15 protein-coding genes, 5 tRNA genes and 1 riboswitch are annotated in these 21,436 nt (G+C 43.4%); of the genes, 1 reads left to right on the forward strand and 19 read right to left on the reverse strand.

The window, feature by feature from the left end:
- The 3 genes from ACEYV4_RS00935 to rpsL all read right to left on the reverse strand — a co-directional run.
- Nucleotides 1-1,130, reverse strand: a 1,130-nt coding sequence (locus ACEYV4_RS00935) for an elongation factor G (protein ID WP_373841571.1), incomplete at its 3' end; no start/stop codon positions are given.
- Between the two features lie 136 nt (nt 1,131-1,266).
- Entirely contained in the window at nt 1,267-1,737 is a 471-nt protein-coding gene (rpsG, locus tag ACEYV4_RS00940; protein ID WP_006500626.1) for a 30S ribosomal protein S7, read from the reverse strand.
- A gap of 19 nt (nt 1,738-1,756) precedes the next feature.
- Nucleotides 1,757-2,170: a 30S ribosomal protein S12 gene (gene rpsL, locus ACEYV4_RS00945; RefSeq protein ID WP_373841572.1), complete on the reverse strand. Its 414-nt coding sequence runs from the start codon at nt 2,168-2,170 to the stop codon at nt 1,757-1,759.
- Nucleotides 2,171-2,423: 253 nt separating this feature from the next.
- Here rpsL and ACEYV4_RS00950 point away from each other — a divergent pair, with 253 nt between their 5' ends.
- Nucleotides 2,424-3,110 carry an A24 family peptidase gene (locus ACEYV4_RS00950; protein ID WP_373841573.1) on the forward strand — a complete coding sequence of 229 codons (687 nt, stop codon included), beginning with the start codon at nt 2,424-2,426 and terminating at the stop codon, nt 3,108-3,110.
- Nucleotides 3,111-3,154: 44 nt separating this feature from the next.
- Here ACEYV4_RS00950 and ACEYV4_RS00955 read toward each other — a convergent pair whose 3' ends face one another.
- From ACEYV4_RS00955 to ACEYV4_RS01030, 16 genes are all read right to left on the reverse strand, one after another.
- The gene (locus ACEYV4_RS00955; protein WP_373841574.1) at nt 3,155-4,336 is read right to left on the reverse strand and encodes a DUF998 domain-containing protein; all 1,182 of its coding nucleotides are present in this window, start codon (nt 4,334-4,336) and stop codon (nt 3,155-3,157) included.
- A 77-nt stretch (nt 4,337-4,413) separates the two neighbouring features.
- On the reverse strand, nt 4,414-8,049 hold the full coding sequence (rpoC, locus tag ACEYV4_RS00960; RefSeq protein WP_373841575.1) for a DNA-directed RNA polymerase subunit beta': 3,636 nt from the start codon (nt 8,047-8,049) through the stop codon (nt 4,414-4,416).
- 47 nt (nt 8,050-8,096) lie between these two features.
- Nucleotides 8,097-11,705 (reverse strand): DNA-directed RNA polymerase subunit beta, encoded by a 3,609-nt coding sequence (locus tag ACEYV4_RS00965; protein ID WP_373841576.1) that lies wholly within the window; start codon nt 11,703-11,705, stop codon nt 8,097-8,099.
- A 224-nt stretch (nt 11,706-11,929) separates the two neighbouring features.
- On the reverse strand, nt 11,930-12,529 hold the full coding sequence (locus tag ACEYV4_RS00970) for a TetR/AcrR family transcriptional regulator (protein WP_373841577.1): 600 nt from the start codon (nt 12,527-12,529) through the stop codon (nt 11,930-11,932).
- A gap of 138 nt (nt 12,530-12,667) precedes the next feature.
- Entirely contained in the window at nt 12,668-15,154 is a 2,487-nt protein-coding gene (locus ACEYV4_RS00975) for an ATP-dependent Clp protease ATP-binding subunit (protein WP_373841578.1), read from the reverse strand.
- Nucleotides 15,155-15,167: 13 nt separating this feature from the next.
- Nucleotides 15,168-15,635, reverse strand: coding sequence for a CtsR family transcriptional regulator (locus ACEYV4_RS00980; protein ID WP_373841579.1), 468 nt, complete (start codon nt 15,633-15,635; stop codon nt 15,168-15,170).
- 173 nt (nt 15,636-15,808) lie between these two features.
- The gene (gene adhP / locus ACEYV4_RS00985) at nt 15,809-16,828 is read right to left on the reverse strand and encodes an alcohol dehydrogenase AdhP (RefSeq protein WP_373841580.1); all 1,020 of its coding nucleotides are present in this window, start codon (nt 16,826-16,828) and stop codon (nt 15,809-15,811) included.
- 257 nt (nt 16,829-17,085) lie between these two features.
- A complete protein-coding gene (locus ACEYV4_RS00990) occupies nt 17,086-17,760 on the reverse strand; it encodes a matrixin family metalloprotease (RefSeq protein WP_373841581.1) in 675 nt (224 codons plus the stop codon).
- Between the two features lie 77 nt (nt 17,761-17,837).
- A tRNA-Pro gene (locus tag ACEYV4_RS00995) sits at nt 17,838-17,911 on the reverse strand.
- Nucleotides 17,912-17,963: 52 nt separating this feature from the next.
- Nucleotides 17,964-18,037, reverse strand: a tRNA-Arg gene (locus ACEYV4_RS01000).
- A gap of 5 nt (nt 18,038-18,042) precedes the next feature.
- Nucleotides 18,043-18,114 (reverse strand) — tRNA-Gly (locus ACEYV4_RS01005).
- A 90-nt stretch (nt 18,115-18,204) separates the two neighbouring features.
- Nucleotides 18,205-18,286: transfer RNA gene (locus ACEYV4_RS01010), tRNA-Leu, on the reverse strand.
- A gap of 3 nt (nt 18,287-18,289) precedes the next feature.
- Nucleotides 18,290-18,362, reverse strand: a tRNA-Val gene (locus ACEYV4_RS01015).
- A gap of 65 nt (nt 18,363-18,427) precedes the next feature.
- Complete coding sequence (locus tag ACEYV4_RS01020) at nt 18,428-19,069, reverse strand: deoxynucleoside kinase (RefSeq protein WP_373841582.1); 642 nt, start codon at nt 19,067-19,069, stop codon at nt 18,428-18,430.
- Nucleotides 19,070-19,181: 112 nt separating this feature from the next.
- Complete coding sequence (locus ACEYV4_RS01025; protein WP_373841583.1) at nt 19,182-20,666, reverse strand: amino acid permease; 1,485 nt, start codon at nt 20,664-20,666, stop codon at nt 19,182-19,184.
- A gap of 75 nt (nt 20,667-20,741) precedes the next feature.
- Nucleotides 20,742-20,915, reverse strand: a riboswitch (Lysine riboswitch).
- Nucleotides 20,916-20,948: 33 nt separating this feature from the next.
- The gene (locus tag ACEYV4_RS01030) at nt 20,949-21,401 is read right to left on the reverse strand and encodes a GNAT family N-acetyltransferase (RefSeq protein ID WP_373841584.1); all 453 of its coding nucleotides are present in this window, start codon (nt 21,399-21,401) and stop codon (nt 20,949-20,951) included.
- Nucleotides 21,402-21,436: the final 35 nt, after the last annotated feature.

The following is a 21,436-nucleotide window of genomic DNA, read 5'->3' on the forward strand; positions in this document are numbered from 1 at the left end:
GCAGCAATGTCCCCAGAGAACACTTCTGGAATTTCGTGTTGTTGGTTGGAGTGCATTTGCAGCAGACGACCAACACGTTCACGCTTGCCCTTGGTTGCGTTCAGAACGTAGGAACCTGATTGCAGAGAACCAGTGTAGACACGCAGGAACGTCAAACGACCAACGAATGGGTCAGTAGCGATCTTAAATGCCAAAGCGGCAAATGGCTTGTCGTCACCGGCAGTCAATTCAACCTTTTCACCATTTTCATCAGTTGCTTCGAATGGCTTAACATCCAGTGGAGATGGCAGGTAGTCGATAACAGCGTCCAGCATCATTTGGATACCCTTATCCTTGTAGGCCGAACCTGCCAGAACTGGGAACAGCTCTTCAGACAGAGTAGCCTTACGGATAGCAGCTTTGATTTCTTCAACAGAAAGTTCTTCACCGCCAAGGTACTTTTCCATGATGTTGTCATCAACGTCAGCCAGCGTTTCCAGCAGTGCATCGTGACGAGATTCAGCTTCGTCCTTCAGGTCAGCAGGGATTTCAACAGTATCCCAGTTCTTACCTTCAGCATCTTCATCGTAAACGTAGGCAACCATCTTAACCAGGTCGATAACACCGATGAAGTCATCTTCAGCACCAATTGGCATTTGAATTGGCAGTGGCGTAACGTTCAGACGGTCCTTGATCGTTTGAACAGAGTAGTCAAAGTCGGCACCCATCTTGTCCATCTTGTTTGCAAAGACGATTCGAGGAACATCGAAGTCGTCAGCTTGACGCCAAACAGTTTCGGTTTGTGGTTCAACACCGGCTTGAGCGTCCAAAACCGTTACGGCACCATCAAGAACACGCAGCGAACGTTCAACTTCGACAGTGAAGTCAACGTGACCTGGGGTGTCGATGATGTTGATACGGTAGTCTTTCCAAACGGCCGTAGTGGCAGCGGACGTGATCGTGATACCACGTTCCTTTTCTTCATCCATCCAGTCCATTTGGGAAGCACCATCATGGGTTTCACCAATCTTGTGAATCTTACCAGTGTAGTAAAGAATCCGTTCAGTGGCCGTGGTCTTACCAGCATCGATGTGGGCCATGATCCCAATGTTACGGGTCTTTTCAAGAGGGTATTCACGTTTGTTAGCCATCTTAAAAGTTTTCTCCTTCCAGTTAAAAAAATCAATTTAAATTAGTTTTAGAAAAAGGGGTGACGTTCGATTAAATATCTGCGTCACCCCTCACATCATAGTCGACAGCTAAGCAGCTATCAACAATTGATGAAGCTTACCACCGGTAGTGAGCAAAAGCACGGTTGGCTTCGGCCATGCGGTGAGTATCTTCCTTCTTCTTGATTGAAGCACCAGTGTTGTTGGATGCATCAATGATTTCGCCTGCCAGACGTTCAACCATGGTGTGTTCACCACGAAGACGAGCGTATTGAACAATCCAACGCAGGCCCAGCGTTACTCGACGTTCTGGACGAACTTCGATTGGAACTTGGTAGTTGGAACCACCGATACGGCGTGCCTTAACTTCCAGAACTGGTTCAACGTTGTCCATAGCTTGTTGGAAAACTTCTACTGGATCGTTGCCGGTTTGTTCCTTGATGCGGTCAAAAGCAGCGTACAGAATCTTAGTAGCAGTACCCCGCTTACCGTCGATCATCAGGTGGTTGATCAGACTAGTAACCAGCTTTGAGTTGTAAATTGGATCTGGCAATACTTCTGGCTTTACAACATGTCCTTTACGTGGCATTGATTTACCCCTCCTTTAATTATTTCTTAGGCTTCTTGGCACCGTACTTGGAACGACCTTGCATACGGCCTTCCACACCGGCAGTATCAAGAGTACCACGGATGATGTGGTAACGAACCCCAGGAAGGTCCTTTACACGACCACCACGGATTAAAACAACTGAGTGTTCCTGTAAGTTGTGACCAATTCCAGGAATGTAAGCAGTAACTTCAATCAGGTTAGAAAGACGAACACGGGCGTACTTCCGCAAAGCTGAGTTTGGCTTCTTTGGAGTCATTGTGCCGACACGAGTAGCAACCCCACGCTTTTGTGGTGATGGAGTATGAACTTCTTCCTTCTTAAAAGTATTGTAAACATAACCAAGAGCTGGTGACTTTGACTTGCCCTTGTGGCTCTTACGGCCTTTGCGTACCAATTGGTTAATGGTTGGCATAATTTTTCCCCTTTCTTAATTTAAGTCCACACATCCAGGCGGTTCTTTTTGATGAATAAAAAAATGACTGGATGGATATTAGATTATCGTGCCTTCGTTGACGCATTAGTCTGCCCAACGACAGACACTCCGTTGCTTAAAAAGCACCTTAAATAGGTTATCACGTCCCAAAATAAATGTCAACGGACGCTCGCTAAATTAATTTAATGTTCTCCTATTATTTTAACGTCTTAAATAGACAGGAGGAATTAATATGCTTGTTCAATTAGTATTTTTTGTCCTAGCCGCCTGTTTAGCTTCGTTTACTAATCTTTGCGCCTACCGTTTGGGTTGTGGGCAACGTCCTTGGTACCCACGACGCTCTTATTGCGAAAGTTGTCACCATCTACTCACCTGGTGGCAGCTCATTCCCATTGGTGGTTACCTGATTCAGGGTGGCCATTGCTGTTATTGTCATCATTCACTTAATTATTGGTGGCCCCTTAGCGAAGCTGGCTGCGGCTTGGGGATGTCACTTTTAGCCACTGGTCAGTTACACCATGACTTATTAATCCTGGCTTGGCTAATGGGGCTTCTTTTCATCACCACCACTGATGGACTCTATCAATGCCTTTACCCGATCAGTCTGCTAGGACTAAGCCCCTTATTTTTCCTTATTCCTAATTGGCATTGGCCAGAAAAAAGCGAATTAATATTAAGTCTAATCTTCTTAATAATTATTAGCATTCCCACTTACTATTATCACGCCATGGGGAGCGGTGACGTAATGTTTCTCACCATTACTTTTATCGTTTTCGGATGGTATTGGGGAATCGTAATATTATTAATCGCCTGCTTATTCACCCTTCTATGGTTCAAAGTAGCTTCGACTCGACGACTCCCGTTTTTACCAGCCCTTTGCTTTGCCACTATTTTAATTTTTATTTTTTTCAATAGATAACAAAAACCACCTCAATATAAAAACAATGAGGTGGTTTTATTCGTTTATTCTTTTTCCTTCCACTGATCATCCGGTACAATCGTTACCAAGAAGAGATCGTGTCCAAAACGAGCTAAGTTTTCAATGTTCTGCAGTAATAGAAGCAGCCAAGAAAAAGCTAATCCAAATTCGAGTAATTCAAAACCTGTCAAAGACAAATAATCACTAAGCTTAAAGAAAATATAGCCTAGTCCCATCAAACAGCCAATAATATAAGAAAGCACCAGGAATTGACGGGTGACCTCTGGCAAAATCCAGCGAATTAGCCCAATCATAATTAGCATGATATAGACTAACCACATCGAGATCCGGTCATGGAGAATATGAAACCGAGGATCATTCGGAAAAAGGCCAATACAAGCAATACAGGCTGATAAAGCATATAGTAACCAACGTAACACTAAGACCCGCTTCCCCCGGTACTTTTTCTGAAGATTAACAAATAGATAGTCAACTAATACCATCATTAACAAACCAGAAAAAATCAAAGTAATGTTGAATTGTAAGTTAGTAGAATTCTTAGCGGTCCCGAGAAAACTAAAATTGTGTTTCCACCAATCCCGTGATGAATTAGTCAACATCGAAAAAAGCATTCCACCGATAATCATAATTGTCAACAGGTTAGTAACCACGCCTGAAGTCAACGTCATTGCTAGGTTAATCATAATATAATTTACCCCAGCAATAATCACAAAGGCAAAAAATGTTGATGTATAGATATCAAAACTAGCATCTTTAAACATTTGCCCCAATAACCAAAATACCGCCGAAAAGGAAAACAGCATGATTAATCCACAGGCAATGGCTAATGGTGGCAGGCTACGCCAATAAAAGTTCTTAGCGGGCCCCGTTTTTCGTACCTTTTCCACAATAAAAACCGTCATAAAGGTAACCAAACCCGAAATAACCCCTAAGATCATTGCCCCATTAGCCAATGAATAGTTATCACCAGTTAACGGAATCAACTGGGAATGATTAATAAAACGAGCAAACAAGTAAAAAATAACCATCATAATAGTTGCTGGCAAAGCATACCACCAAAAGCTAATCTGAGGGAGCTGGTCAATCACCCGGACTGGTCGAAGGTCCATTTGCTTATGGTTAACACTCAAGGCTAGCCAATCACCTGCTTTGAAGTTAGCCTGCTTTAATGCCGAGACAGGAATTTCAATTCGATACTTTTTCAAACAAACACCTCACTTATGCACCAAAAGCGGCTGGTAAGCCATTCTTACCAGCCGCTTTAGTTTATTTATCCACAAGCTTAGTTTTGCTTATCTTCCTCTTTCATCTTGGCCTCTAGGTCTTTGATAGAGTAAGCAGCAACACTAACTTCCTTTGGCTTAATGTTCCGGTAGGTTGCCATTCCAGTACCAGCAGGAATGATCTTACCAATAATAACATTTTCCTTCAAGCCAACCAGCGGATCATTCTTTCCACGAATAGCGGCATCGGTCAGGACACGAGTAGTTTCCTGGAATGAAGCTGCAGACAGGAAACTATTAGTTTCTAGAGCCGCCTTAGTAATTCCAAGAATCAATGGGCGAGCCGTTGCCGGAATACCACCAGCGTAAAGGGTCTTCTTAATGGCATCACGGAATTGACCGATATCCATCTTTTGACCTGGCAGTAAATCAGTGTCACCTGGATCCATGACTTGAACCTTCCGCATCATCTGACGAATCATAATCTCAACGTGCTTATCCAACAGGTCAATCCCCTGCATCCGGTAAACACCCTGAATTTGTGCCAAAAGATAAGTTTCAGTAGACAGAACATCACGAACCTGGATCAGTTCCTTTGGATCAATGGAACCTTCATTTAGAGCAGTCCCACGGTGAATAAAGTCACCTTCTGCAACCCGCATCCGAGCTGTAATCGGCAGCGTGTAAGTCCGGGTGTCAGTTTCACCTTTAACTGTCACGTCTTTAGTTCGCTCAGCTGGGTTTTCTTCAATCGATTCAACTTCACCAGTGACTTCAGAAATAGTTGCACGTCCTTTAGGATTACGTGCTTCAACAATTTCCTGAACACGTGGAAGACCTTGGGTGATATCTTCGTTGCCGGCAACACCACCAGTGTGGAAGTTCCGTAGAGTTAGCTGAGTACCTGGTTCACCAATGGACTGGGCAGCAACTGTACCTACAGCTTCACCCATTTCAACACGGTCACCAGTAGCAGCATTTCGACCATAACAACGTTCACAAACACCGTGCTCCGTGTTGCAAGTAAAGGCAGAACGAATCGTTACCTTCTTCACACCTGCATCAACGATCTTGTGAGCCATGTTTTCATCGATCAAGACATTCTTACCAACGATCTTCTTACCAGTCTTTGGATCAAAGACGGACTTCATGGTGTACCGGCCCATAATCCGATCATAGAGTGGTTCAATCATTTCATTACCGTTAGTAATGGCAGTAACTTCTAGACCACGGTCAGTGCCACAATCCTTTTCACGAACGACAACGTCCTGAGCCACGTCAACCAAACGCCGAGTCAGGTAACCTGAGTTGGCAGTCTTCAAAGCAGTATCAGTCATTCCTTTACGTGCACCGTGTGAAGACAGGAACATTTCCAGGATAGACAGACCTTCATAGAAGTTAGACAGGACAGGCAATTCCATAATCTTGCCGTTTGGTGCGGCCATCAAACCACGCATTCCGGCTAGCTGGGTAAAGTTAGAAATGTTACCACGAGCACCAGAGTCAGACATCATGTTGATTGGGTTGTGGATATCCATGTGCTCAATCAGTTTATTCTGGACTTCATCCTTGGCATCGTTCCATGCGCCGATAACCCGTTCATACCGTTCGTCATCAGTAATCAGACCACGCCGGAATTGCTTAGTGATCAGTGCCACCTGCTTCCGTGCCTTCTTAATGATTTCAGGTTTTTCAGGTAGGTCATGAATATCGGACATGGCAGTGGTTAATCCAGAAATAGTGGATTCATAATAACCAAGGTCCTTCATCCGGTCCAAGAATTGAGAGGTCTTTGTAACCTTGTACTTCTTGTAAACTTCAGCGATGATGTCGGACAAGAAGCCCTTCTTGAATGGTGGAACCAGTGGTGCATTCTCCAAGTAAGCATGGACGTCTTCGCCAGGGTCCAAGAAGAACTTGTCAGCAACCCCTTCATGGATATTAGCATCCGTCGGCTCATTGATGTATGGGAAGTCCTTTGGCATAATCCGGTTGAAGATCAGCTTACCAACGGAGGTCATCATGATCTTACCCCGCTGTTCATCCGTAAATGGCTTGTCAGGGAACGAAGAAACCTGAACACCAACCCGCGTTTGCAGAGAAACATAGTTGTTTCGGTAAGCCATTTCGGCTTCATTGGTATCCTTAAAGATCATACCTTCGCCTTCACGGCCCTTATCTTCAGTGGTCATGTAGTAGTTACCAATAACCATATCCTGAGATGGCGCCACGATTGGTTCACCATCCCGTGGACTCAAGATGTGGTGAGCTGCTAGCATCAGCAAACGAGCTTCAGCCTGGGCTTCATCAGACAATGGCACGTGGATGGCCATCTGGTCACCATCAAAGTCGGCATTATAGGCGGTACATACTAATGGGTGCAACCGCATCGATTTCCCAGAAACCAGAATTGGTTCAAAGGCCTGAATACCTAACCGGTGCAAGGTAGGTGCCCGGTTTAGTAATACCGGGTGTTCCTTAATAACATCTTCTAGAACATCGAAGACATCGTCGTCACGTCGGTCAATCTTGCGTTTAGCGGCCTTAACATTTGCAGACAGGCCCCGCTTAACCAGTTCATGCATAATGAATGGCTTGAAGAGTTCCAGAGCCATTGGAACCGGTAAGCCCATCTGGTTCATCTTCAGAGATGGACCAACATCGATAACAGAACGACCGGAATAGTCAACCCGCTTACCTAATAGGTTTTGACGGAATCGTCCTTGCTTACCCTTTAACAGATGAGATAAGGACTTTAGTGGACGGTTACCAGGACCCGTAACTGGACGACCACGCCGACCATTATCGATCAGGGCATCAACGGCTTCCTGCAGCATCCGCTTTTCATTTTGAACGATGATTCCCGGAGCTTGAAGCTTTAGCAACCGCTTCAAACGATTGTTCCGGTTAATGACCCGCCGGTAAAGGTCGTTCAAATCAGAGGTTGCAAAACGACCACCTTCAAGTTGAACCATTGGCCGAAGATCAGGTGGCATTACCGGAATGACATCCATAACCATCCATTCTGGCTTGTTACCAGACTTGATAAAGGCTTCTAGAATATCCAACCGCCGAATAGCTCGTGTTCGCTTCTGACCAGTAGCTTCCTTTAGTACGTCTTTCAGTTCGTTGGCTTCCTTTTGCAAGTCAACGTCGGCCAACAGTTTCTTAACCGCTGCCGCACCCATTTCAGCCTTAAACCGGTTACCATATTCTTGCTTCTTAGCACGATAATCTGCTTCGGATAATAGTTGCTTCTTTTCCAGTGGGGTGTCACCAGGATCAAGTACAACGTATGATGCAAAGTAGATTACTTCTTCTAGGGAACGAGGACTCATGTCCAAGACCAGGCCCATCCGGCTTGGAATTCCCTTAAAGTACCAGATATGAGAAACGGGAGCAGCTAGTTCAATATGACCCATCCGCTCACGACGAACTTTAGAACTAGTAACTTCGACCCCACAACGGTCACAAATTCGACCCTTGTAACGAATACGCTTGTACTTACCACAAGCACACTCGTAGTCCTTAGTTGGGCCAAAGATTCGTTCATCAAACAGGCCCTGCTTTTCCGGCTTTAAGGTACGGTAATTAATCGTCTCTGGCTTTTTGACTTCACCATACGACCAACTACGGATCTTATCTGGGGAAGCCAGACCGATCTGCATACTTTCAAATTTATTGACATCAATCAAAGGATGTTCCTCCTTATTTCAGTAAATCTCGGTTGAAGAATGATTGCTTACTTTGTCTTATCTTCAGTCTTTGATGCAGATGAGGCCTTTGAAGCAGAATTCTTTTTCTTGTTATCAGCATTATGCTGCTCAGCATACTTGGCTAAGGCATCAACGCTGACGACTTCAGAGTCATCTTCATCCATGTTCTTAAGTTGAATTTCCTTGTGGTTGGCGTCCAAGACCTTCATATCCAAGCCAAGAGCCTGTAATTCCTTAACCAGAACCCGGAATGATTCTGGAACACCCGGCTTTGGAATTGGTTGACCATTAATAATGGCATCATAAGTCCGAACCCGTCCAACGGTATCATCAGACTTGTAGGTCAGGATTTCTTGCAAAGTGTAGGCAGCCCCGTAAGCTTCAAGGGCCCAAACTTCCATTTCACCGAACCGCTGACCACCAAATTGGGCTTTCCCACCCAGTGGCTGTTGCGTAACCAGAGAGTAAGGACCAGTGGAACGAGCGTGAATCTTATCATCAACCATGTGCGCCAACTTCAGATAGTGCATTGAACCAACGGCAATTCGGTTTTCAAATGGTTCACCAGTACGTCCATCGTAAAGGATCGTCTTACCATCTTCAGGGAATCCGGATTCACGAACAGCATTCCAAACGTCCTTGTCATTAGCACCATCAAAGACTGGCGTTGCCATGTGAATACCGAGCCGTTTGGCAGCCATTCCAAGGTGTAATTCAAGCAGCTGCCCAATGTTCATCCGTGATGGCACACCCATTGGACTAAGCATGATGTCGATTGGTGTTCCATCTGGCATATACGGCATATCTTCTTCAGGAATTACGATAGAAACGGTCCCCTTGTTACCGTGACGACCAGACATCTTGTCGCCGACTTGAATCTTCCGTTTTTGAGCAATGTAAACCCGAACCATCGTGTTAACACCGGGGGACAATTCATCACCGTTTTCACGAGTGAAGACCTTAACATCTTGGATGATTCCACCACCACCGTGAGGAACCCGCAATGAGGTGTCACGAACTTCACGTGATTTTTCACCAAAGATAGCATGTAGTAGCCGTTCTTCAGCAGACAGTTCAGTCATTCCCTTTGGTGTGACCTTACCAACCAGGATATCGCCATCATGTACTTCGGCACCAATCCGAACAATTCCGTTTTCGTCAAGGTCCTTCAAAGCATCTTCACCAACATTAGGAATCTCACGAGTCATTTCTTCCGGCCCTAATTTTGTTTCACGGGCTTCAGATTCGTATGATTCAATGTGAATCGAAGTGTAAACGTCATCCTTAACCAGTCGCTCACTAATGGCAATGGCATCTTCGAAGTTATAACCTTGCCAGGTCATGAAAGCAATTAATGGGTTTTGGCCAAGTGCTAATTCACCCTGTTCCATTGATGGTCCATCTGCAATGATGTCACCAGTATCAACATGTTCATTAACCTTAACGATTGGCCGTTGATTGTAATTCATCCCATTATTAGAACGGTTAAATTTCATCAACTTGTAAGTATCAAGACTGCCATCATCTTCACGAACCCGAATTTCACGAGCATCAACATATTCAACCGTTCCGGGCTTCTTGGCAATCATGGCAACCCCAGAGTCATGTGCAGCCTTATAATCAATCCCAGTACTTACCAGTGGTGCATGTGGGTTGATTAAAGGAACCGCCTGCCGCTGCATGTTGGCACCCATCAGAGCACGGTTAGAGTCATCGTTTTCAAGGAATGGAATACATGCGGAAGCGACGGAGACAACTTGTTTTGGTGAAACGTCCATGTAGTCGACGTTTTCAACACTTGTTTCAACGTATTCATCCTTGTCACGAGCCATAACTTGATCATCGACGAATGAGCCATCATCCTTTAATGGTGAGTTGGCTTGGGCAATCACAAAGTTATCTTCTTCGTCGGCCGTCAAGTAATCAATCTTGTTAGTAACTTTATGGGTCTTCCAGGAAACGCGCCGGTATGGTGTTTCAATAAAGCCATACTTATTAACACGGGCATAGGAAGCCAAACTGTTAATTAAACCAATGTTTGGACCTTCTGGCGTTTCAATTGGGCACATCCGACCATAGTGGGTATAGTGAACATCCCGCACTTCATAGCCAGCCCGGTCACGAGTTAAGCCACCAGGACCAAGGGCAGATAGACGACGCTTATGAGTTAATTCACCCAATGGATTGGTTTGGTCCATGAATTGGGAAAGCTGAGAGGAACCAAAGAATTCCTTAATAGCAGCAACCACTGGCCGAATATTAATCAACTGTTGTGGCGTAACGGTGTCAGGATCTTGAATTGACATCCGTTCACGAACTACCCGTTCCATCCGTGCTAAACCAATCCGGAACTGATTTTGTAACAGTTCACCTACGGAACGAATTCGCCGGTTACCTAAGTGGTCAATATCATCAGTAAAGCCAATTCCTTCTTGTAGGTTAAAGAAGTAGTTCAAGGAAGCTAAAATGTCAGCCGGTGTAATATGCTTGTGGGCCAATGGAATATGACCATTACCAATAATTGGCACAACCCGGGTTGGATCTTCCTTAGAGTAAACCAGAACTTTTTGCAGCTTCACAGGATCAGTTACAACCGCTTCATCAGATGGTGTATAGGTAACCATCTTAAAGTCATCACGATCCAGGTATGGCTCCAACTTCTTCAGAATTTCCTTGGTAACCGTTTCACCCTTTTGAACCAATACTTCACCAGTATCAGGATCTGCCAAGGTTTCCGCCAAGGTTTCACCAAGCAAACGGTACTTTAGCATCAGTTTCTTATTTGTCTTGTAACGGCCAACTGGTGCCATGTCATAGCGCTTAGGATCAAAGAACCGTGCTGTTAACAGGTTTCGCGCAGAATCAGCAGTCTTCGGTTCACCTGGACGCAGTCGTTCATAAATGTCCTTTAAGGCTTCCTCGACCCGAGAATCCTCGGCATTCTTGTGCACATCCTTATCCAAGGTTAGTGATAGGGTTTCACTGTCACCACCGAACATATCAATAATTTCGTCATCAGAACCGAAGCCTAATGCCCGAACTAATTCGGTCATTGGTAATTTCCGTGTCCGGTCAATTCGTACATAGGAAATATTCTTAGCATCAGTTTCGTAGTCCAGCCAAGCACCACGGTTAGGAATAAAGGTAGCACCATAACTTGGCCGACCATTCTTATCGGTTTCTTCATTATAATAGACACCTGGTGAACGAACTAATTGTGAAACGATTACCCGTTCAGCACCATTAATAATAAAGGTCCCCTGGTCAGTCATCAGTGGAAAGTCACCAAAGAAAACGTCTTGGGATTTAATTTCACCAGTTTCATGGTTAGTTAATCGTAAGGTAACGTGTAGTGGTGCAGAGTAGTTTGCATCGTGTTCACGTGCTTCATCAATCGTGTACTTTGGTTCCAAAAGTTGATAATCAACGAATTCCAAAGAAAGCTTACCCTGAAAGTCGTCAATCGGCATAATGTCATTAAACATTTCCCGTAACCCTTTATCCATGAACCAATTATAAGAATCAGTCTGAATTTCAATCAGGTTAGGCAACTCGAGAACTTCCTTAATCCGGGAGTAGCTACGACGGGTACGGTGCTTACCGTATTTTACTAAATGTCCGGCCAAACTGTTCACCTCTCTAATTTGTTGGGTGAGTCATTTTCAAATGTTACATTTTGATTACAATTACACCAAAATCCAACTTTTGAGCAAAAAAAATCCAAAAACAGTTCGTTAACTGTCTTTGGTTTTATTACAGAACATGGTGGACAATAGATCATCACGTTCAAATGAACTCACAAATTACATACTCTTAAAGTATATCGTTATGTCTTTTAATTGTCAACAATTAACCCCACTCAATTTGCAGAAGGGTGACATAAACCATTAATGATGCAATCTAAGATCAACTTACTACGTTGTTCACCATTAATTGCGTGCCCCCCAATTAATTGGTAAGTACCAAAAATTGGCGTTAAGCTAGCTAAAAATAATTCAGCAGCTTCCCGCGGTAAAAGATCAGCCCGTAAATTAACCCGTGGCTGTTTAAAATAATCACTGATTGGCTGAAGATAATCCATCATAAAGATCATATTGAACTTACGCTGGGCGTTCTTCGATAATAGGCGCATAGCCTGACTATATTGCTCATAAATACTAATGGGATGATGGCGCTTGAGAGCTTTTACAATCTCATATAACTGATCTTCAGGTGACAATGCATGTTTACGCAACGCTTTATCGATATCTCGGCGTACCTTAGCCGAGAAACGGGTCATTACTTCCAGAAACAAAACTTCCTTATCACTGAAATGATGGTAAAGAGCCGGTTGAGTAATCCCGATCTCTTTAGCAATGTCCCTAGTTGATGTCTGCCCAAAGCCTTTTTGCAAGAAAAGCCGGGTAGCCGTACGTAAAATTGCTTGCCGTGTCTTTTCAAGCCGTTCCGTCCGTTGCATTTATTTAATGCCCTCCTTAAAAATTACACTATCAATATTATAAGACCAGCCTCGATTTCTTGACAACGTTTTCACAAAATTGAAAATTAAAAAGGCTAGCGGTTAAATTACCTGCTAGTCTTCATTAACGTAGTTTTACTATTTACTTAACTTAACTAAAACCGGCCGGTCAGCCGTTGGTTGTTTAACTTTCATCGTCAGTTGACCACGGTGACACCCAATCGTGACGTCATCGCCAGCCTTAATTTGGCCATCTAACAAGGCAGTACTAAGGCTATCCTCAACGTGATCCTGGAGAGCCCGTCGCAGTGGCCGAGCCCCATAAGCTGGATTGTAACCTAACTTAGCGATTTCGTCGATTGCTGCGGGAGTAATCTTCAAATTAATTCCTTGGCTGGCAATTCGAGTATTCAGTTTATTAGCCATCAGCTTAACAATTTGGTGTAATTCCTTCTTATTAAGAGAATGGAAAATGATTGTCTCATCAATTCGGTTCAAAAATTCAGGCCGGAAATGAAGCTTTAATTGTTGCTTAATAGCCGCCGCCATCGCATTGTAGTCTTGATTGATATTCTTAGCACCAAAGCCAACCGTCTTTTCATCTTGCAGTTGGGTTGCTCCGAGGTTAGAAGTCATAATAATAATGGTATTACGAAAATCAATCTTACGTCCCTTAGCATCGGTCAAGTACCCATCATCTAGTACCTGTAATAAGAGATTAAAGACATCAGGATGGGCCTTTTCCGCTTCATCCAGCAGAACTACGGAATATGGGTGTTGACGAACCTTTTCCGTCAGCTGGCCACCTTCATCATAGCCAACATAGCCTGGGGCTGCCCCAATTAAACGACTAGTACTGTATTTCTCCATATATTCGGACATATCAATCCTAATCATATTATCTTCGGAACCAAACATGGCTTCAGCTAAAGCCTTTGCCAATTCGGTCTTACCAACCCCAGTCGGACCTAAGAACATAAAAGAACCAATCGGTCGGTTAGGATCTTTCAGCCCACTTCGTGCCCGCCGAATAGCCTTGGCCACCGCGCTGACGGCTTCATTCTGGCCAATAACTCGTCGGTGCAAAACACGTTCCAGATTAACAAGTCGTTCGCTCTCGCTCTTTTTCAGCTGGGTCAATGGTACTCCTGTCCATTCTGAAACGACTTTAGCAACATCTTCCCCACTAACCTTTAGCTGGTAACCCTGTTGATCAGCTTGGACAGACCGCTTAGTCTGACGATCTAATTTGGACTTCATCGTTAATTCGTCTTGTCGTAATTTGGCAGCCCGGTCAAAGTCCTGATTTTCAATTGCCGCCTCTTTTTGAGAACGCAACTTGGTCAGTTTATCCTCTAAGGATGGTTTACGATCGGCTTTTTCTTCAGCATCAACACGGACCATTGCTGCTGACTCATCCATTAGGTCAATTGCCTTATCGGGCAGGAAACGATCCGTGATGTAACGGTTAGAGAGCTTGACCGCCTGTTCCAAGGCTTCGTCCGTAATTTTAACGTGATGGTGTTCCTCATACTTTGGTCGAAGCCCCTTTAAGATTGCTAAAGTAGCTTTCGGTGTCGGTTCATCTACCTGGACAGTAGCAAAACGCCGCTCTAGGGCCGCATCAGATTCAATATATTTTTGATATTCATCCAGAGTCGTTGCCCCAATGGTCTGTAAGTCGCCACGTGCCAATGCTGGCTTCAAAATGTTTGAAGCATCAATTGCCCCTTCAGCACCACCAGCACCAATCAGCGTATGTAGTTCATCAATGAAAAGAATAACGTGACCATCATTTTGAATCTCTTCAATTACCTTTTTCAACCGATTTTCAAATTCGCCACGGTACTTAGTCCCAGCAACTAATGAACCCATGTCAAGAACCATTAACCTTTTATCAGCCAGTTCTTCTGGAACGGTACCGGCAACCATCCGTTGAGCCAGTCCTTCCGCAATGGCAGTTTTACCAACTCCGGGTTCACCAATTAGGACTGGGTTATTCTTCGTTCGTCGACTAAGAATTTGGACAACCCGTTTAATTTCCTTGCTACGGCCAACCACCGGGTCAAGCTTGTGCTCACGAGCCATCTTCGTCATATCCCGTGCTAACTTATCCAATGTTGGAGTTCCACCAGCAGCTTGACTTCTCTGTTGATTAGCACGTTGGCGAACCTGACTTTCCGCAATACCTAGGCGCCGTAGCGTTACCTTACGAACCTGACGCGGCAAAACATCGAGGCTATACAAGATTCGTGACGACAAGACTCCATCATCAGCAATTAAAGCTAGCAGCAAATGCTCAGTCCCAATCTTGGGAGTATGCAACTGCTGAGCTTCCCGACCAGCTAAGGATAACACCTGTTTAGCCTTGGGTGAGTATGGTAAATAGTCTGCCGGGCCAAGGTCATCCATCGTCCCATAACCAATAAGTCGTTCAATTTCTTCACGAATATCGTCACTGGTAATTGAAAACTGTTCAAAAATCTTGCTAGCGATCCCGTCCTTATCCATGGAAAGGGCTAATAGCAAGTGCTCAGTTCCGACTGCTTGGTGTTTAAAGTATTTTGCCTGTTCATGTGCGATTGCCAACACGTGTTTGGCGCTTGGTGTAAACATGTTATCCATTAACAATCATCCTCTAACTTTCATAGCGTAGCCGATTGAGAAACGAAACTAATATTCGTGCACGTAGCTTATTTTCCAAATTAGCATTATTTAACGAAAGCGTTTGTTTAGATAAGGCTACTAGCATTAGGTCACCCTCACGCTGCGAAATCACGCCTTCGTTATAAAGCGTTTGAACAATGTCAAATGCATCCCGTTCACGAACCGAATCACCAATTGCTTGGACCAGTGAGTCTAACACATCCACGTCGTCAAGTAAATTAACTCGCTCAATGCGAATGTAGCCACCGCCACCACGCTTGCTTTGAACCAGGTAACCATTTTGAATGGTAAACCTAGTTTTAATCACGTAGTTAATTTGTGATGGAACCACATTAAAATGATCAGCAATTTCTGAACGGCGGATTTCAATTTGAGTATTGTCACCAAAGATTCCTTTGAGGTAGTCTTCAATAATATCCGAAATACTCCTGTTTTCCATTCCATCACCCTCCGTTGTTTGACTAATTCTGACCAATATTTTACCATATTTTAACTAATTTTGCTTTAATAATGCCTTTGGAGACGGAGACGAGTAGTAAGTTATCTTATATATAAATAATAAAGAGGTTGGATCATCCAACCTCTTTATTATTTATTAAAATCAATTATTAATTAGTCCAGGCTGAAATCGACAACGTTCCGGCCAACAACCTTATTATCTTTCAATTCTTGAATCATATCGTTGATTTCACTCAGCTTACGAGTGTGAACAATTGGGTGAACCTTACCTTCAGCACCGAATTGGAAGCATTCAGCTAAGTCTTGACGAGTACCAACTAAGGAACCGGCAACGATAATTCCATCCAATACCGTCTTAGCAATATTCAACTTCATATCACCCTGTGGCAGAGCAACAGCAACTAACTTACCATCTGGGCGTAGTGAGTCAACGGCTTGATCAAAGGCAGAAGTAGTAACAGCAGTAACAACTGCGGCATGAACCCCGCCGACCTTCTTTTGAATCTGTTCATCAACATTACCATCATGACGGTTGATGCAAATTTCGGCACCATTTTCCTTAGCAGCTTCCAACTTGTCAGGATTACCATCAACGGCGATAACGTGAGCACCAAAGACGTTATGAGCAAATTGAACACCAAGGTTACCAAGGCCACCGGCACCAACAATTGATACCCATTGACCAGGCTTAATATCAGCAACCTTCAAAGCCTTGTACATAGTAACACCAGCACAAGTCAGTGAAGTAGCTTCAACTGGGTCCAGGCCTTCAGGAACCTTAACTGCATAATCGGCTGGAACGATACATTGCTCAGCCATCGCACCATCAACAGTGTATCCAGCGTTCAGAACGTGGCGGCAAAGTGTTTCACGACCAGTTAAGCAGTATTCACAATGGCCACAGCCCTTGAAGAACCAAGCGATTGATACTCGATCACCAACCTTCAAAGAAGTAACGCCAGGAGCAACCTTAGATACACGGCCAACACCTTCATGACCGATAATCCGACCAGGCTTCTTACCAAAGTCACCAGCTGCAACATGAAGATCAGTGTGGCAAAGGCCACAATATTCCATGTCAACCAATGCTTCGCCCGGCTTAAGGTCACGAAGTTTAACATCCTTAACAGTAACAAATCCGTCTACTGGATCATTAATAACAGCAGCTTTCATAAGGTAAAGTCTCCTTTTCATCAACATGTTATACATTTCACATTGTTAATATTACCAGATTGGTTAAGGAATTTAAAGTGAATTTTCCAACTATTTTGACACCGTTTCCAGACCAATTTTGTGTAATTACTAACGATTGTTATTAGGGTGCGGATTCAGCTTATACAACCAATTTAAAAAATTTTGACGTTTTTTACTAAACTTTTCCTAGAATATTGCGCAAAATGTCACAATTGCTTACTAATGCTTAGTAATAACTAATCATGATGGTATAACATTCTAACACTCTCAACATCGTTCTTTGTAATTCCAGTCCTAATATTTCGGGGAATCATTACACTATGTTCATAAGTCGGTGCATGAGCAAGGCCAATTGAATGGCCGAGTTCGTGTTGAGCAACTTCACTACGAAATTGACGATTAGTATAATCAAGCTGTGTCGGGTCAAGAGTCGAGGTGGCCTTAATCAAAGTATTAGTATCAGGATTAAATTTAGTTTCAGTGGAACCTAACTGTGAGGTCACATAGCCAACCGTTGCTGGATGAGTATTATCCGATAGGTCCCCATCTTGAGCGACCACCTGAGCTTGCTTGGGATCCTTTATCCAAACAAAGTGAATCGCCTTTGTCGCATTCCAACGCTTAACTGCATCCTGAAAAGCCTGTCGAATCTTGGGATCATCCGTTTGCAAACAAATCGTAACTCGTTGACTTGGCCACCGAATTCCTTCTAGTGGGACTGGTGTATTTTGCGGAATTTCATAATGGTGAGACGCACGACCATTATTTGTATCAATGTTAAGTTCTGTTTCCGTACTAGATTCCGCAGATGAATTGAACGGTGATGCATTGGGAAATTGATCCGCGTTAACATTAACTGAGATCATTAGGCCAGCAAAAATAGTAGCCACTACTAAAATAATTTTACGCATAAGGCACCTCCCTCTTTGTATCAATATACAAAAAAGCCACTACCTAGAATAATCTTCCAGATAGTAGCTTCAGGTGATCGGAAATACAAGATTCGAACTTGCGACCTCTGCGTCCCGAACGCAGCGCTCTACCAAGCTGAGCTAATTTCCGAAAAAAATAAGCGTCACACCCATCTCCACGAGATAACTGTCACGCTTGACAATGCACCCAGAAGGAGTCGAACCTTCAACCTTCTGATTCGTAGTCAGACACTCTATCCAATTGCGCTATGGGTGCATAAGAGCGGAAGACGGGATTCGAACCCGCGACCCCCACCATGGCAAGGTGATGTTCTACCACTGAACTACTTCCGCATATTAAGTTCTTGACACATTCCGTATCAACAGTTATAAACTATACACGTGATTAACAGAATTGTCAACAGCTTCTTTGAAAAAGCTGAATGCGGATGAAGGGATTTGAACCCTTACATCAAAAGATACAAGATCCTAAATCTTGCGCGTCTGCCAGTTCCGCCACATCCGCATATGGAGGATACAGGGCTCGAACCTGTGACCTCCTGCTTGTAAGGCAGATGCTCTCCCAACTGAGCTAATCCTCCAAATAATTAAGTTGAAACAAATCAACTTAATCAATATAACACCGTTAGTAATGCTTTGTCAAATATTATTTTAAATTCAATTCTGCTAGTTTATGGTCAATCATTTGTAAAACCTTGTGAGCAGCTGTTGGATTTTCCACAAAGTCATACTTATCACCATCAATTAATATTTTAGGACTTTGATCATAGTTTTGATACCAAGTCGCATATCGTTCATTAAGATTCTTGTAATAAGAATAGAGTGACGGATCATTGGTAATTTGTTCATAAGAACGACCACGTTTTTTGATTCGCCGCAGCATTGTCTTAAACGATACCTGAATCGTAATTAACAGATTAGGAGTCTTTTGATGAAGCTGATCAGGTAATTCTTCCATCATATTATGCAACAACGAAGAGTAAATATTTGATTCAGTCTCCGTTGCCCGTCCCATATCAGCATTAAGCTTAAACAGCAAAGCGTCCTCAAAAATTGAACGATCTAAAACATTTAAATCATTACCATAAGAAGCTTTGATTTCATCCAAACGCTTATTTAAAAAATAAACTTGTAATAAGAAGCCATACTTCTTGGGATTCTTATAAAAGAGCGGCAAAATTTTGTTGTCGTCAACGGATTCATAAAAGGCTTGGCTATTTAGATGGTTGGCTAAGAGCCGAGTCAAACTGGTTTTTCCGGCTCCGATTGTTCCTGCTAAAGCAATCATTTAGTAACTATCCCTTCTTCATTCTAGTCTTATTTTCAAAATGCACGCCTACCATTTTACCATTTAAAACCAAAATGGCCACTAATAAGCGGCCATATTTTGTGGTTAATAATTATTTATTCTCATCATCTGGTACATACTTTTCACCCTTGGTACCATGTGAAAGGTCTACTTGGTCAAGTGGAATCACATGCGTCTTGTACCGAACCTTGTAGTAAATAAACAAGATCAGGAAGATTGGTACACTCATGTAGGAAATAGCAATATTTTGCCAATCCAACTTGATAAAGGCATTCACATTCTGTCCACAAATGACAATGAAGCAAACGATGAAAGCAAAGATCGGTCCAAACGGGAAGAAAGATGAACGATACTTAAGATCGCCAAGGTCACGGCCCTGAGTAACGTAAGCCCGCCGGAAGCGCCAATGTGAGACGGCAATTCCTAGCCAAGCAATAAAGCCACATAAACCGGAAGCACTAATCAAATAATTATAAGCTTGCGGTCCAATAAATTGAGTCAAATAAATCAATGTAGAAACAAACATCGTTCCTATTAAAGCATAAATTGGAATCCCTCGCTTGTTAACGTACCCCAAGAAGCGCCAAGCAAAGCCTTCACGTGCTTGAGAAAAGAGCATTCGTGTTGAAGCATACAGTCCTGAATTAGCTGAAGAAATTACCGCCGTCAAAATAACAGCGTTCATGATACTAGCAGCAATTGCCAAGCCAGCCCGCTTAAAGATAATTGTAAACGGACTCATCGTAACGTTCGAAACGTTTTGGTTCAACAAATTTTTGTCTGTATATGGCAAAATGCATGCAATAATGAAAATTGTACAAATATAGAAGATTAGGATTCGCCAAAAAGTTGAATGAATTGCTTTAGAAACGGAATGCTCAGGATCACTAGCTTCACCAGCGGTGATTCCGACTAACTCAGTCCCTTGGAAGGAGAATCCAGCAATCAGGAAAACACTAATGATTGATGGAACTCCGCCAACAAACGGTGCTTTCTTATAATGGAAATTACTTAAGCCAACCGCATGGCCACCCATAATTCCTAAGATAATGGCAACACCGATGATTAGGAAGATAATCACGGTAACAATTTTAACTAATGCCAACCAATATTCTGTTTCACCATAAGAACGGACGGAAAGGTAATTGATTACAAAAATCAGGATTAGAACGGTCACACTAAAAATCCATTGCGGAACATTGGGTAACCAATAATTCATAATGATTCCGGCCGTCGTTGCATCCACAGGGATCGTAACCGCCCAGTTTAACCAATAATTCCAGCCCATCGCAAAGCCAAGGGCAGGATCAACAAACTTCGTCGAATAGGCAGAAAAAGAACCAGTCACCGGCATATAGGTAGCCATTTCTCCTAGACTAGTCATCAGAAAGTAAACCATGAAGCCCATCACAACATAGGCCACCAGGGCTCCACCTGGCCCAGCAGTGGAAATTGCCTCACCACTAGTAATAAAAAGACCGGTCCCAATGGTCCCCCCTAGGGCAATCATTGACAAATGGCGAGTCTTTAGAGATCGCTTAATATGACCGGTCGAATGATCCGTACTATCTGCCATAAACTCATTCCTCCAAAATAGTTAAATTAAAAGCCTTCTAACGGGGAACCCCATTAAAAGACCCAATATTTGAATCTATTTGGAAGCGCCCCGCAGTACTTGCGACAGTTCACCACCTTTTAGGCGATGACCCAACTCAGCTTAGCAATAAGACTAGCTACGTTTCGGCATTACTCCCTTTTGCGTTGGCTATGGTGCTTATTCACCTAACCAATGTTACTAATGAGCAACGCAACCTCTTCATTATATTCTAATTATACTCTAATCTTCCTATAACACAAGTTATTTTTGATCATACCGATAACAAATTTGCCAAGCATCTTCCCGGTAACGTTGAAAGTCATTTTTCTCAAGGACCAACTGCGATCCCCGGTTTTGCGGCTCCACAAAAGCAATTAAACTCGTTCCTGCTTTTAATTGTGAAACAACCCCGGCTACCGCCTCAGTCATGATTCCATGTCCCCATAAAGCGGCCTGTAAGAGATAGCCTAATTCCCATTTTCTTTCTCCCCGGCGCTGCAAAGTGAGCATACCAATAATATGTTTAGGTGCGTTTCGTTGGCGAATAACCAGGGGATGCAATGTTTCAATCATCATTGCAATGGCTGGTGAGGTCGGCAAAATCGTAAAACGACTAAGGCGCAATAAGCGTTGATCAGCTAACAGAGTCCGCAAGCCTGGTACGTCACCAATAACCGCTCGTTGAATAATTAATCTTTTAGTCGTAATCATCATAATAGCAAATAGCGACCAAGGATCCCTCCTCAGCC

The organism is Limosilactobacillus sp., from assembly GCF_041859915.1.
Classification (GTDB): domain Bacteria; phylum Bacillota; class Bacilli; order Lactobacillales; family Lactobacillaceae; genus Limosilactobacillus.

What these genes read in the sequence shown, in the direction of transcription:
- adhP (WP_373841580.1), bottom strand. Translation starts at nt 16,828, where the DNA reads ATGAAAGCTGCTGTTATTAATGATCCAGTAGACGGATTTGTTACTGTT.
- ACEYV4_RS00970 (WP_373841577.1), bottom strand. Translation starts at nt 12,529, where the DNA reads ATGCAACGGACGGAACGGCTTGAAAAGACACGGCAAGCAATTTTACGT.
- rpsL (WP_373841572.1), bottom strand. Translation starts at nt 2,170, where the DNA reads ATGCCAACCATTAACCAATTGGTACGCAAAGGCCGTAAGAGCCACAAG.
- ACEYV4_RS00990 (WP_373841581.1), bottom strand. Translation starts at nt 17,760, where the DNA reads ATGCGTAAAATTATTTTAGTAGTGGCTACTATTTTTGCTGGCCTAATG.
- ACEYV4_RS01020 (WP_373841582.1), bottom strand. Translation starts at nt 19,069, where the DNA reads ATGATTGCTTTAGCAGGAACAATCGGAGCCGGAAAAACCAGTTTGACT.
- ACEYV4_RS01025 (WP_373841583.1), bottom strand. Translation starts at nt 20,666, where the DNA reads ATGGCAGATAGTACGGATCATTCGACCGGTCATATTAAGCGATCTCTA.
- ACEYV4_RS00950 (WP_373841573.1), top strand. Translation starts at nt 2,424, where the DNA reads ATGCTTGTTCAATTAGTATTTTTTGTCCTAGCCGCCTGTTTAGCTTCG.
- ACEYV4_RS00980 (WP_373841579.1), bottom strand. Translation starts at nt 15,635, where the DNA reads ATGGAAAACAGGAGTATTTCGGATATTATTGAAGACTACCTCAAAGGA.
- ACEYV4_RS01030 (WP_373841584.1), bottom strand. Translation starts at nt 21,401, where the DNA reads ATGATGATTACGACTAAAAGATTAATTATTCAACGAGCGGTTATTGGT.
- rpsG (WP_006500626.1), bottom strand. Translation starts at nt 1,737, where the DNA reads ATGCCACGTAAAGGACATGTTGTAAAGCCAGAAGTATTGCCAGATCCA.
- ACEYV4_RS00975 (WP_373841578.1), bottom strand. Translation starts at nt 15,154, where the DNA reads ATGGATAACATGTTTACACCAAGCGCCAAACACGTGTTGGCAATCGCA.